Below are 15,146 nucleotides of genomic sequence, written 5' to 3' on the forward strand. Positions count from 1 at the left end.
CTGCACTGCCTGGCTCCTGGAGTCACCGTGCTGGACCGCAGTCTGGAAGCCGTTGTCGAACTGGCCAAAAGTGGACTCGACGTACGCGTGGTCGTCGTATTCGGCACACACAAACTGGACACGGTGAACTATCTCGTGCGCTATGCCGAGATATTTCAAATGGTCTTTGTCTACCAGGACCAGTCGTTTGAGCCGGATCTCGACGGTGCCATCCGGATTGCCCTGCCGATGACGCAGGGGCCGGTGGCCCTTGTCCTGCCCGACATCGTTGTCTCCGGCGCGGGCAGTGCGGGCAGCCTACTCGCCGCGGTGCGACACACGGAGGTCTCGGGTTGGAGCGTGGTGGCCGCCGAAGAGCGGGATCCCGAGACGCTTCGGCAGATGGGCGCGCTGGCCGTGGTCGAGGAGGACGGTGTCGCGAGAGTCGGAGCGGCTACTGACAAGCCCGCGGATCCTTCGTCTTTCAACGCGTTCTGGGGCATGGTGGCGGTCACCGAGGAGCAGGCGCACCGGCTGCCCGACGTGGTGAGCAAAGGGGCGGACAGCCCCCTGCCCGGTGCGGTCGCGCTCATGGTGGAGCGAATCGTGAACTACAACACAGTGGCGGGCTGACTCCCCGTGAGGCTCTTTTCGGAACAACACCTCTGTAGTGATCCCTGGAATGTCAAGTGTTGACATGTCCGGAGTCCGTGATCGATGCTTACGGCTGTGTCACGGGGGTTGGAAAGAAATCCGAGTGAGCAAGAAAACGGTGTGACCAAGTAATTGGCCGGAGGTTTCGGGAATCGAATTGTCGAATCACCGGGCCGCTTTCCGTCAGGCGCACCTTTTCCGGACCGTCGACAGACCGGTGATCCCGGTCCGTCGCGCCCGCTGTCACCCAGTCCCGCACCCAGGGAAGGCCAGGTACTGCCGGTGCAGAGCACCCCCCACCCTGTCCCCGCTGTTCCTACTCCACGTACGTCCGCCGGCACGGCCGCGGACGGTGTCGAACGGGCGACCCGTGTCCGACCCGCCTCCTTCGCCCAGCAGCGCCTGTGGTTCCTGGCCCAACTGCCGGGCGCGAACGCCGCGTACAACGAGACGATCGCCTTCTCGCTGACCGGCCCGCTCGACCGTGACCTGCTGGCGCGCTCCTTCGACGCGCTGACCGACCGTCATGAGGTGCTTAGGACACGGCTGGTGGACGGAGAGGGCGAGGTACGTCAGCACATCGACCCGCCGGGTGCGGGATTCGCCCTGACCTTCGAGGACCTCGCCGACACCGCCGACCCCGACGCGGGCGTGGCGGCACGCCAACTCGACGAGGAACAGCGGCCGTTCGATCTGAAGTCCGGCCCGCTCGGGCGAGGCCGCCTCCTCGCCGTGGGCGCCGATTGCCACGTACTCCTGCTGACGTTCCATCACAGCATCTACGACGGCGTCTCGATGAACGTGATGATGGACGAACTCGGCCAGCTCTACCAGGCGTTCTCGACGGACGCCCCGAACCCCCTGCCCCCGCTTGAGGTGCAGTTCGCCGACCACGCGGGCGCCCAGCACCGAGCCGTCCTCGACGGCGCGCTCGCCGCCCAGGAGGACTACTGGCGGCGCACGCTCCAGGACGCGTCACCCGTCCTGGAACTGCCCACCGACCGTCCACGACCTCCGGAACAGCAATACGAGGGCGGACGGGCCGAGTTCGGACTGGACACCGAGGTCACCGCCGGGCTCCGCGGCCTGGCCAGACGGCACGGTGCCACCTCCTTCGTCGCCGTCCTGACCGGCTGGGCCATTCTGCTGTCACGCCTGTCCGGGCAGGAAGACATCGTTGTCGGCAGCCCGTTCGCGAACCGGCGCGGACCGGGAGCGGCCGGCATCATCGGCTTCCTCGTCAACTCCCTGCCCTTGCGCATCGATCTGTCCGGCTCCCTCACCGTCTCCGAGGCGCTCGCCCGCACCCGCGCCGTCGTACGCGAGGCGCTCGCCCACCAGGACCTGCCCTTCGAGCGGATCGTCGAACTGGTCAACCCGCCGCGCAGCGCCTCCCGCACACCGCTGTTCCAGACCATGCTGGCCTGGGTCCCCGAACGGCGGGACCTGCTGCACCTGCCCGGAGTCGAGGCAGAACCATTGCCGATCGCGCACGCCCCGGCCAAGTTCGACCTCGCCGTATCGGCGACCGAGTCCGACGGCCGCATCACCGGATACCTGGACTACGCGACGGCGCTTCTCGACCACGCAACCGCCCGGCGCTGGGCCGGCCATCTGCGGCACCTGCTCACAGACATGGCCCAGCATCCCGAACGGGACATCCGCGCCCTGGAGTTGATGGATCCGCAGGAGCGGCGACAGGTGCTGCTGGACGGCGACGCCACCCAGGTTGTCGACGCCGAGACCGAGCCCGCTCCCCAGCCCGACCCGACGATGGACGCCCTGCGCACGGCGTCGGGACTCGTCGAACTCTTCGAGACCCAGGCCCGCGAGCGCCCCACGCACACCGCGGTCGTCGACCGGGACCGCTCGCTGGACTACGCGGCACTCGACCGCCGAGCCAACCACCTCGCGCACGCCCTCGTCGCCCGGTCCGTCCGCCCCGGTGACGTCGTGGGCCTCCACGCGAAGCGCTCCTGCGACCTGGCCGTCGGCATCCTGGGCATCCTCAAGGCGGGCGCCGCCTATCTCCCGCTCGACCCGGGCCAGCCCCTGGAACGCCTCGCGGGCATGGTCGAGGACGCTGCCTGCCCCCTCGTGCTGAGCGACCACGACAGCGCGGAGCGCGGCTCGGGATGGCTCGACCTGAGCGCCGTAGAAGCCGAGGGAGCAAGCCAGTTGGGCCCGCCGGCAGGCGTCGGCCACGCGCCCGACCGGCTGGCCTACGTGATCTTCACCTCCGGATCGACGGGACGGCCCAAGGGCGTCGCGGTGGAGCACCGCAGTGTCCTCAACCTCTTCGCCACCTGGCACGCCCGGATGGACACGGCCCCCGGCGAGGTCGGCTCAGCCTGGTCCAGCATCGGATTCGACGCCTCGATCCATGAACTGCTGCTGCCCCTGATCACCGGCGGCGAACTGCACATCGTCCCCGAGGAGTTGCGCGGCGACCCTGAGGCCTTGCTGTCGTGGATGCGCGAACACGCGGTGACACAGGCGTTCCTGCCGCCCGCCTACGTCAAGTGGATCGACGAGGACCCGGCGGGACGACTGCGCGGGCTTCAACTGCGCAAGCTGCTCACGGGAGTCGAGTCGCTCACCGAAGCGGCGCTGCACCGTATGACGCAGCAACTCCCGGGCCTGCGGCTCTGCTTCGGCTACGGACCCACCGAAGCGACGCTCTACAGCACCGCCTACTACGACCCCCGCCCGCTGGAGGGGCCCTGCCCCATCGGCCGCCCGCTGCCCGGCACCCGTATGTATCTGCTCGACAGCCGCATGGAGCCCGTTCCGCCCGGTGTGGTGGGGGAGGTGTACCTCGGCGGAGCGTCCCTGGCCCGCGGCTATCTGGGCCGGCCCGATCTCACCAAGGAGCGCTTTCTGTCCGATCCGTTCGTGCCCGGCGAGCGGATCTACCGCACCGGAGACCTCGCCCGACGGCTGCCGGACGGTGAGGCCCACTACCTGGGGCGCGCCGACGACCAGGTCAAACTCCGCGGCTTCCGGATCGAGCCGGCGGAGGTCGAGGCGGCGCTCATGGCCCTGCCCGGCGTCCGCGAAGCGGCGGTCGTCGTCGACCGCGACGCGGCCGGTCAGCCCCGCCTGATCGCCGGCATCGGGCGTGGCACGGCGCCGGCCCGCACCGCCCACGACTGGCGTGCAGCCCTGGCCCGCCGACTGCCCGACTACATGATCCCCGCCGTCTTCCTCGACCTCGACGTCCTCCCGCTCAACCGCAGCGGCAAGCTGGACCGGCCCGAACTGCTGCGCCTGGCGCAGGAGTCGACGTCCAACCAGGTCAACACGGCCAGTCCGCGCGACCATGTCGAACACAGTCTGTACCGGATCTGGCAGCGGATCCTGCTCCACCCGGACATCGGCGTCAGCGACAACTTCTTCGAGATCGGCGGCACTTCACTGTCGGCCATCAAGATGGCCCACGCCGTCACCGAGACGTTCGGCCGCAGGCTCCCCGTGGCCGAGGTGATGACGCGGCCCACCATCGAGGCGCTGGCCGAGCTGCTGCGCGAGGACGGCACCTCCCGCGCACCGGGCAGCCTCATCGAGTTCCGCTCCGGCACGGGCCCGCGCGTGGTCTGCGTCCACCCTGCCGGAGGCACCGCCTTCTGCTACCTGCCCCTGGCCGAACTCCTGCCGGAGCAGGTCGGGTTGTACGGCATCCAGTCCCCGGGAGTGAACCCTGGCGAGGACCTCCTGCCCACGGTGGAGGCCATGGCCGAGGAGTACCTGCGCCTGCTCGGACTCCCGATCGAGGGACCGCCGGAGGCGACACCCCACGACGAGACGCCGCTGGTCCTGACCGGCCTGTCCTACGGCGGTCTCGTCGCCCATGAGATGGGACGCATCCTGGCCCGCGCCGGCCACCGAGCCGTCAGCGTCGTGCTCCTCGACACCCAGGCCACCGACGACGCGTCCGCCCGTGAGGAGATCGGCGCCGTCGACGAGGCCGAGTTCCGCGACAAACTCGTGCGGTTCAACGGGATGTACCCCGGCATCGACGACGCCCAGGTCGACCGCTATTTCCACCTCTACAACCACAACCGCCTCACCGCACGCGAACACCTCCCGGCGGCCTCGCCGGCGCGCCTGGTTCTCGCTCAGGGGGTACCGGGCGGTGTCGACACCCCCTTCCATGCGGAGGTCCGCGAGTTCTGGCGGCGCCGCGCGGAGGGCGACTACCGCGTCGAGACGATGGAGTGCGACCACTGGGAGATCCTGGAGGGCGTCGGCGTGTCCCAGGTCGGTGCACTGCTGAGTGCGGAACTGGCTTACCACGCAGACCAGTTGGCGCTGCCGATACGGGAGGCGTGATGGGCCTCCTACCGACTGGCGGTGACACCCCGGCGGAGCGCCGCCCTGCCGACCCGGCCGCCGTGAGGTCCGCCTCCCTCGCCGACTCCGTACTGGACCAGGCCCGCCGCACCCCCTCCGCCGTCGCCGTCGAGGACGGCAGTCGCCTCCTCGACTACGCGGAACTCGAACGAATCAGCGGCCGAGTGGCCGCGCGGCTCCGGGCTCAGGGAGTGCTCCCCGGGCACGCGGTCGCCGTGTGCCTGCCCCGCTCGTGGCAACTGGTCTGCGTCATGCTCGGCATCCGCCGTGCCGGAGCCACCGTCGTACCCCTCGACCGGCTCAGCCCGCCCGACCGGCAGCGACACATCCTCGACGACTCGGGCGCCGTGGCCGTCGTCTACGGCAGCGAGTTGGGGACCCAACTGCCCGCGCGCATGGCGGTGTTGGATGCCGACCTGCTCTTGAGCGTCGATGCCGAGCCGGCCGACGGGTCCGGCCTGCCCGCCCTGTCACCTGGGCACTTCGGCGACACGGCCACGGGCTTCGTCTTCTACACCTCCGGCAGCACGGGACGGCCCAAGGGCGTCGAGGTCACCGACGAAGGAGTGGTGCGGCTGGCCCGGCCCGGCTACATCGACCTACGGCCCGGCGCCCGCTACGCCTGCTTGTCCAACCCCGCCTTCGACGCCCTCAGTTTCGAGGTGTGGGTACCGCTCCTCACCGGTGGCGTCTGCGTCGTACTCGACGACGCCCAGGTGCACAGCCCGCACCGGCTGGCCGAAGCGCTCCGCGAGCGCCGGGTCGACACGCTCTTCATCACGGTGGCCCTGTTCAACGCCGTCGTCGAGCAGGTGCCGGACTGCTTCGCAGCGGCCGAACAGGTACTCGTCGGCGGTGAACAGCTCAACGCACGGATCATCCGCCGCTGGTACGCGGCCAACCCCACGTCCCGCACGGTCCTGCACAACGTGTACGGGCCGACGGAAGCCACGACCTTCGCCCTGTGCCACCCCATTCCACGGGACTTCGACGGCGACACGATCCCCATCGGCACCCCGCTGGCGGGCACCGGCGTGCTGCTGCGCACCGAGGACGGCCTTACCGCCGAGCCGGGCGAGGTGGCCGAACTGCTGCTGTCCGGACCGGCGTTGGCGCGCGGCTACCGCAACCTCCCGGAACAGACCGCCCGCAGCTTCGTGAGCCTTCCGAACACGGAGGACCGGCAACGGCGTTGGTATCGGACCGGCGACCTCGTACGCCAGGACACCGCGGGCCGGATCAGCTACGTCGGCCGGGCGGACCGTCAGGTCAAGGTGCGCGGCTTCCGGATCGAACCGGGCGAGGTCGAGCGGCAGATCCTCGCCCACCCCGCCGTCCGCCAGGCCCACGTGTGCACCCGCCGCGACGACGCGGGCCGGGGCGAGCTGCTCGCCTTCGTCGTGCTCGGTGACGACGCGCTGGGCCATGACCTCTCCTACGAGGCCTACGACCGTCACCTCGCCGCCGCCCTGCCCTCGTACATGCGCCCCCACCACACCCACCTCGTCACCGAACTGCCGCTGAACGCCAACGGGAAGGTCGACCAGGCCGCACTGCTGCGCGACGCCCGGACCCCGTGGCGCGGCACGCAGACGGACGACGTCACCATCAGCGCCGAGCAGCGGCGGGTGTTGGAGATCGCCGCGGACATCCTCGCCGTCGACGGCCTGCGTCCCGGCGACCGTTGGGCGGCCAGTGGCGGCGACTCGCTGAAGGCCCTGCGCTTCCGCTTCGAGATCCTCGGCCGTTTCGCCGTCGATCTGCCCCAAGACCTGGTTCTGGGCGCCGACTTCGCAGCCATCGCGGACGCCGTCCACACACCGGGCGCGGCCACGAGCGAGCACCCACCCGTGCCGGACCCCGTCGGCGAATCGAGCGCTCCGGCCACCAGCGAGCAGGAGCGCCTCTGGCTGCTGCACCAGCGGGACCCCGAGGACCGTTCCTACGACGTGCCGCTCGCCTTCCGCGTCCAGGGGCGCGTCGATACCGAGGTACTGCAGCGCGCGGGGCGTGCCCTGGTGGAACGGCACGTGGCCCTGCGCACCCGGCTGGTCCCCACCCCGCACGGACTGATCCAGCAGGTCGGCGATCCCTACGACCCCTGGGAACACCTCGAAGCGCGCCCCGGGGAGGAGTGGCAGCACACCGCCGACCGGTTCTTCGGCCACCGCTTCGACCTCGCCGACGCCCGTATGCTGCGGGCGACCTGGGTGGCGCGGGCCGACGGCGGGCTGCTCCTGCTGCACCTGCATCACGTCGCCGTGGACGGCTGGTCCCTCAACCTCCTGCTCCGCGATCTCACCGACGCGTGCACCGCCGAGGGCTCCGCCCGTACGCCCCTGGACTTCGCCCGCTGGCAGCACGCCTGGCACACGAGTCCCGCCTATCAGGACCGTCGCGCGCGGCTGCGCTCCCACTACGGCCGGGACGGCGAACCGTCGCCCGCCCTGGCGGCTCCCGACGTGTCCGGTGCACCGCGGGCGCGGCTGCTGCGTACGTCGCTCGACCTCGTCCGCCGTACCGCGCTGGACCGCAGGGCCGCTGAACTCGGCCTGACCCGCTTCCAGTTGCTGGTGTCCGCGTTCGCCGCGAGCCTGTACGGAGTGACCGGGCAGGACCGTCCGCTGATCGCCACCCCCGTGGCGAACCGGCCCCGGCCCGAGTTCGCGGACACGGTCGGGATGTTCGCCAACACCGTGCTCCTGGACCTGCCGATGGAGCCGCAGGGCTCCCTGGACGCGCAGCTGTCGGTCCATTCCGACGCCGTTCGCACGGTGTTGCAGGACCAGGAGGTGGCCCTCGCCGACATCCTCGCGGACCGCGCCTTCCGCGAGCGGACTCCGCTGTTCGACTATCTCTTCGTGCTGGAGAACACCGATTTCTCGGCACTCCGCCTGGAGGGCTGTGAGGTCCGGCCGGTGTGGCCGGATCCGCTGGGCGCCAAATGCGCTCTCACGCTGTCGGTCGTGGAGCACGAGGGCGGGTTCGACTGCCTCTGGGAGTATCGCGACGACATCGGCGCCGAGCGCGCCGAGGCCGCGGCGCTCCTCTTCCGTCAGGCCCTCGATCACCTGACCGGAGACACCGCCGTCGCTCTGCGCGAACTGGTCGCGAACCACCGCCGTTCCCTGCCCGACCACGGCCAGGGCCCCGCACGGGAACCGGAATTCACCACCGTCGCCGAGGGCTTCGCCCGACAGGCGGCCGACACCCCGCACGCCCCGGCCGTCACGACCGGCGAACTGACCCTCACCTACGCCGAACTCGACGCGCAGGCCTCCGAGTTGGCGGCCGTGCTGAGCGCGCGCCTCCCTGCCGATCCCGCCACCCCGGCTGCCGTGGCGCTCTACCTCCACCCCTCCGCCGAACACATCGTGGCGCTCCTGGCGGCCGCCCGCCTCAACCTCACCGTCGTCCCCCTCGACCCCGCCTACCCGCCGTCCCTCCTGCGGCACGTGCTCGACCAGTCCGATCCGCTGTGCGTGCTGCTGGCACCCGAGGACGAAGACGTCCTCGCCACCATCGCGCCCCCGTCCCTGCCTCGGCACACCCTCACGCTCGCCGCCGCCCCCACGACCGCGCCGTGCGAACCGCCCGCCCACCAGGGCCTGCGCCCGCTCTACACCCTGTTCACGTCCGGCTCCACCGGTACCCCCAAGGGTGTCCAGGTCCCCGACCGGACCCTGTGCAACCTGCTGACCTGGCAGCGCACCGACGGCGGCCTGCGCGGGCCCGCCGTCACACAGCAGTTCTCCATGCTGTCCTTCGACGTCTCCTTCCAGGAGATCTTCACCACCCTCTGCTCCGGTGGCCTGCTGCGCTTGGTGCGACCCGCATGGCGGCACGATGTCCCGGCCCTGCTGCGGGAGTTGGAGACCGGGGGAGCGGAGCGGATCTTCCTGCCGTACGTCGCCCTACAGCTGCTCGCCGAACACGGCGTACGCACCGGGCGGTTCCCGTCCCGGCTGCGCGAAGTCGTCACGGCGGGGGAGCAGTTGGTGTGCACCGACGCGATCCGCCGCTGGTTCGCCGGGCTGCCGAACGCCCGCCTGTTCAACCACTACGGCCCCACCGAGACCCACGTCGCCAGCGGGCTGTGCCTCGACGGCGACCCCGCGGCCTGGCCGCTGCGCCCGGCGATCGGACGCCCGGTGGCGAACGCCGTTCTGCGCGTGGTGGACGAGGGCGGCCACCCCGTGCCGCCTGGCGTCACCGGTAAGTTGCTCATCGGCGGTCTCATGGCCAACCGCTGCTACCTCGGCCCCGAGGCGCCGCACCGCGACCGCTTCACCGACGATCCCGACCTCGGCATCCTCTACCGCACCGGCGACCTGGCCCGCTTCGACGCCGACGGCCTGCTGCACTACGCGGGCCGGGAGGACGCTCAGGTCAAACTCGGCGGACACCGGCTGGAGTTGGAGCAGGTCGAGGCCGCGCTGCTCCAGTTCCCCGGCGTGACCAACGCGGTCGCGGCCGTGACGGACGGTCGTTTGGTGGCGTGCCTTCAGTGCCAGGGCGACGACCCCGATATCGCGGAGCTCGCAGACCATCTGGCCGGTCAGTTGCCGGCGTACATACGCGTCGGTCGTTTCCGTCGTCTGGTGGAACTGCCGCGCACACCCAGCGGCAAGCTGGATCGGCAGGCCGCACTCACCGCCCCTGGCCGCGAGTTGAGCCTGGCCCCTGCGGCCGCGTCGGACCTGTCGCCGCTCGAAGGACGGCTGGCCGCGCTGTTCGAGACGGTGACCGGCAAGGCGATCGCTGTGGAGCAGCGGTACTTCGACGCGGGCGCGACGAGTCTGGACCTGATGCGTTTCCAGCTTCGGTGTGCCGGCGAGGGTGATCTCGCCTTCACTGTGCCGGAGTTGTTCGAGCACGTCAGTCTTCGTGCCTTGGCGCGGCTCTTGGACCGGAGGGGAGCGGCCACCTCCGAGTCGGCGTCGGCGGGTAGCGGCCCGGTGGGGGAGCGGGGCGAGGAACTCATCGCCGTCATCGGCATGGCCGTGCGGCTGCCGGGCGCCCCCGACCTGGCCGCCTTCTGGGACCTGGTGGTCTCCGGTCGCCGAGGCATCGAGCACTTCCCGGCGCCCGATGGCCGGGTCGGCGCCCGCAGCCAGATGCCGGGGCTGCTCGACTTCGACCCGGGCCGCTTCACGATCAGCCCGCACGAGGCCCGGCTGATGGACCCCCAGCAGCGGCAGCTCCTGATGAACTGCGTCGAGGCGCTCGCCCACGCGGGCATCGGCACCCCGGCGGCCCACCGCGTCGGACTCGTGGCCTCCTGCGGGGAGAACACCTACTTCCAACGCATGCTGCGCGAGGCCGACCCGGCCGAACTGCCCGACACCTTCCGCCTGGCGCTGCACCACGAGAAGGACTTCCTGGCCACCAAGGCCGCCTACCACCTCGGCCTGACAGGCCCCGCCTTCACCGTGCAGTCGGCATGCTCCAGTTCGCTGGTCGGCGTGCACATCGCCGCCGGGATGCTCCGGCAGGGCGACGCGGACGTGATGCTCGTCGGCGGTGTCCTCGTCGACCCCGACCTGACCGACGGCTACACCTACCGGCCGCAGCACATCTTCTCCCCGGACGGTCACTGCCGGCCCTTCAGCGCGGACGCCGCCGGGACCGTCGGAGCCAGCGGCACCGGCGTGGTCGTCCTCAAGCCTCTCGCCGCCGCCCGCCGGGACGGGGACACCGTCTACGCCGTGATCACCGGATCCGGCGTCAACAACGACGGTTCGGACAAGCTCAGTTACAGCGCGCCCGCTCTCGCCGGGCAACGCGCCGCGATCCGCGCCGCCCTGCACCGCAGCGGGCGTACCGGTGCCGAACTCGGCTACGTGGAGGCACACGGCACCGGCACCCGCCTCGGGGATCCCGTGGAGGCGGCCGCGCTGCGGCAGGCGTACGGCCTGACGGACGACGCGCGCGTTGCGCTCTCCTCCGTGAAGAGCCAGATCGGGCACCTCGGCGCCGCCGCGGGCGTCGTCGGCATGGTGCGGGCCGTGCTGGCCGTGCATCACGGGATCGTCCCGCCCACGGCGGACTTCGACCGCCTCAACCCGGAGATCGACAACGGGCCGTTCCGGGTGCCGGTGGCAGCGGAACCCTGGCCGGAGGGCGCGCCCCGGGTGGCCGCGGTCAGCAGTTTCGGCATCGGGGGGACCAACGCCCACCTGCTGCTTGAGCAACTCGACGGCGGGTCAACGGAATTCACTGCGCCGACGCATCCGAGCTCGCCGACTGCTCTCACCGCGGCGACCGGGCGCCCGGCGACCGAACCCGTGCCGTGCCTGCTCCTGTCCGGCGGTTCCGAGGCAGCCGTACGCGCGGACGGCCGCCGTATCGCCGACTACCTGAGCGCACACCCCGACGCCTATCCGCAGGTACTGCGCCACCTCCAGACCGGACGGCCCGCGCTCGCCCATCGGGCGGCGGCGGTCTGTCCCGATGCGGCGTCGGCCGTGGCGTGGCTGCGCTCGCTCACCTCGACGGCGGCGCCCTCCTCGTCAACTCGACCCGCAGAAGCGGGACATGACCCGCTGGCGATCGCCGAGGGCTGGACGGCGGGACACACCTTCGTCTGGCCCGAAGGTCCCGCGAACCCGCCATGGGACTTCCCGCCGCCCGCCTTCGACACGGCCGAGTACGACTTCGCCCGCGCTGCCCCTGCCGACGCGCCCGCGTTGCCGGAACGGCTACCCGCCTCCGAGTGGTTGCACCAGCCGCACTGGACCCGCCTACGCCGAGCCCGCACCCAGGCGTCTTCTCAAGTACCGGGCCGCACCGCCGTGTTGGTCGCGGCACTGGACACGACCCCTGACGCATGGCGATTCCTGGAGCGGCACTACGCCCGCGTGGTCCGACTTCACGTACGGGCCACCAGCACCCCCGACACCCTCACCCGCCTCGACGACGACCACTATGAGATCGACCCCACCAACTCCGCACAGCTTTCAGCACTGTTGACCCGTCTGACCGATCGCGGCGAACCCGGCGTCGACTGGCTGCACGCCCTGCCGTTGGCCCTGGACGGCAGCGTCGACGAGCGCTCGCTGGAGACCGCCCAGTGGGCGTGCCTCGACACGGTTGCCGCCCTCAGCAGGACCCTGGCCGACCTTCCGGACGCGGAACGGCCACGCGTATGGCTGCTGTCCCACCAGGCGCAGCCGGTCACCGGCGCGGTCCGGAGGCCGGAGGCGGGACTGCTCGCCGCGGCCACCGAGACCCCGCGCCAGGAACTCGGCGTAACCATGCGCTGGTTGGACCTCCCCGGACCCGCCCCGGCCGACTGGGCGGACCACCTGTCCGACCTGCTCCTCGACGACACCCTTGCCGAACCGGCGACGGTGGCCCTGTGCTCCGGCTTCTGGTGGCACCGCACCCTCCACCCGGTCCCTGCGCCTGAACCCGCGCCCACAACCTCGCCGTTCACCCCCGGAACCCACCTCATCCTCGGCGGCACCGGCGGCATCGGCACCACCCTGGCCGCACGCCTCCTCGACCACCCCGGCACCCGAGTGGTCCTGCTCGCCCGCGGAGACAGCACACCGCCCACCCTGCGGGCGCACGCGGACCGCGTCACCGTCGTCCCGGCCGACCTCGCCACGGAAGCCCCGCACACCATCGCCGCGCGCCTCGCCCCACACCTCGACGACCTCACCGGCATAGTGCACGCGGCAGGAACGGCCGCCGGCGGACTGCTCGCCCGACGCGACCCCACCACCGCCCGCCGTGCCACGGCAGCCAAGCTGCATGGTGCCCTGCTCGTCGAGCGGTTGATCGCCGAGCACCACCCCCACTACGCGGCCTACTGCTCCTCAATGGCCGCTCAGTTCGGCGGTGTTGGCCAGTTCGACTACGCGGCGGCCAACGCCTGTCTGGATGCCTTCGCCCAGTACGCGCCTCCGGGCACGGACGCGACCGTCCGCATGAGCATCGGTTGGGACGCCTGGCGGGAGGTCGGCATGGCGCAACACGCCCTCGGCACCGACACCCGCCACCAGCAGCACCTGGCCGTCGCACTCACCCCCGACGACGGCGCGGCGGTCTTCGAACAGGCCCTGCACCTGCAACTGCCCCACCTGACGGTCAACACCACACCCCTGCCCCAGGCCCGCTTCTTCTACGAACCGGCGGACGCACCGGAACAGGTAAGCGGTCAGGCGCCGGTATCCGTACAGGCACCCGCCCCGAACACGACCCCAACCCACAGCGCCCCCGCGCCCCCACCCGGCGACCCCGCCACCGACCTCGCCGAGGTTCTGCGCGACCTGCTCGGCGTCGACGCCATCGACCCCGCCGCACCGCTGTACGACCTCGGTGCCGACTCGCTGACGCTGCTGGAAGTCATCGAGGGGGCCAAACGCCGGTACGGCGTCGACATCGAGCTGTCCCGGCTCAGCCACCGTGTCACCCTCGCCGAGATCCTCGACCACCTTGCCGCCGCCACCTATCCGGCCTCTGCAGCGGGCGCCGAGGTGGACGTCGAGATCTGGCAGCGCGGCACCGGCCGGGACGTCCTCTGCCTGGTCCATCCGGTCGGCGGCGACATCCAGGCCTACCGCCCGCTGGTGTCGGCCCTCCCGGACGACCTGACCGTCTGCCTCATCGCCGACCCCGCCCTGCGCGAGCCCCAGCTCCCCGCCCGGTCGATCACCGACCGCGCCGGGCACTACCTGGCGGCCGTACGGAGCGCGTTCCCCGACACCGAGCACCAACTCCGGCTGGCCGGTTGGTCGTTCGGGGCGTGGACGGCCCTGTCGATGGCGGCGCTCGCGGAGACGGACGGGCGGCCCGTCCACGCCCTGTACCTCCTCGACCCGCCGCCGCCCGGCGCCGGCGAACGGCTCGCGGCCTACGACGAGCAGCAGGTGGAGGCCGTCTTCGCCCGCGAGTTGAGCGGCAACGGCGGCACCGGCACCGACCGCCTGACCGAGTCGGGCCGCGCCTACGCCGAACGCCTCGCGCGCTGCTGTCGTACGAACCTCGCGGCCATGGCCGAGCACCGGTTGCCGCGGCTCACCCGGACGCCCACCACCGTGTGGCTCGCCGAGCGCCCCGTCGAGGACGTGACCCCGCTCGCTCCCGAGCCGACCCCGTCCGACGCGTGGGACGCCCATCTGGCCGGGCCCGTCGGCGTTCACCGCGTCGACGCCACGCACTACGAACTCGTAGCCCCACCGCATGTCCATGAGATCGCCGCCGCTTTCAAGGACGACCTCGCCGACACCACCCCCGCCCCACCGAACCACGGAGGACCCTCATGGAGGACTACGCACTGCAGGCCGTCGAGCGGCTGACCACCCGGCCCGCCGAGCCGTACGACACCCTCTCCGTCGCGCCCATCTCCCCGCTCCTGGGCGCGGAGGTCTCCGGGCTCGACCTGTCGCGGGAACTGACACCCCAACAGGAGAAGGAACTCAAGCACGCGTTCCAGACCCACCATGTCCTGGTCTTCCGCGACCAGGACATCGACCCCGAGCAGCACAAGAGGTTCGCGGCCGTCTTCGGCGAACTGCACCCCGTCGCGCTCCCGGTCGAGGGATCCGACCCGTACATCCTGGAGATCAAGGCGACCAAGGAGTCGAAGGCGGTCGCCGGGAACGGCTGGCACGCCGACGGCACCGCGGACGTCGAGCCGTCGCTCGGGTCGATGCTGTATCTGACCACGGTCCCCGGGAGCGGTGGCGGGGACACCTTGTTCGCCAACATGCATCTCGCCTACGAGCTGCTCTCGCCGTCGATGAGGGAGTTCCTGGACGGACTGACCGCGCTCCACGACGGGGCCCTGCCCTGGGTCGCCGCCGGACAGACACCGCCGCCCGAGTACGACGTGCCGCGCACCGAACACCCCGTCGTCGTCCGGCACCCGGAGACGGACCGCAAGCTGCTCTTCGTCAACGCCCCCTACACCTCGCACATCACGCAGCTCTCCCGCGCCGAGAGCGACGCGTTGCTCGGCATGTTGTACGAGCACATCGCCGGTACGCCGCTGCTGCACTGCCGGGTCCACTGGCAGCCGCGCACCCTGGTGTGCTGGGACAACCGCAGCGTGCAGCATCATGCGGTGTGGGACTACTTCCCGCACACCCGCCACGGCCGTCGCGTGGCCGTCAACGGGAGCCGTCTGTACGCCTGAGCCGCCGTCCACTCCG

Annotated in this window: 4 protein-coding genes; all 4 read left to right on the forward strand. The window is 71.3% G+C overall.

Annotated elements, in window-relative coordinates; translation table 11 throughout:
- Positions 1-27 precede the first annotated feature (27 nt).
- Complete coding sequence (locus ACWDR3_RS20890) at positions 28-612, forward strand: hypothetical protein (RefSeq protein WP_450353996.1); 585 nt, start codon at positions 28-30, stop codon at positions 610-612.
- 303 nt (positions 613-915) lie between these two features.
- Positions 916-4,965: a non-ribosomal peptide synthetase gene (locus ACWDR3_RS20895; protein WP_450353997.1), complete on the forward strand. Its 4,050-nt coding sequence runs from the start codon at positions 916-918 to the stop codon at positions 4,963-4,965.
- Positions 4,965-14,291, forward strand: a complete 9,327-nt coding sequence (locus ACWDR3_RS20900; RefSeq protein ID WP_450353998.1) for an amino acid adenylation domain-containing protein — start codon at positions 4,965-4,967, stop codon at positions 14,289-14,291. The genes ACWDR3_RS20895 and ACWDR3_RS20900 overlap by 1 nt, the downstream gene beginning before the upstream one ends.
- Positions 14,255-15,130: a TauD/TfdA dioxygenase family protein gene (locus ACWDR3_RS20905; RefSeq protein WP_450353999.1), complete on the forward strand. Its 876-nt coding sequence runs from the start codon at positions 14,255-14,257 to the stop codon at positions 15,128-15,130. The genes ACWDR3_RS20900 and ACWDR3_RS20905 overlap by 37 nt, the downstream gene beginning before the upstream one ends.
- The last annotated feature ends 16 nt before the right edge of the window (positions 15,131-15,146 follow it).

Source organism: Streptomyces sp. NPDC001002, assembly GCF_053599215.1.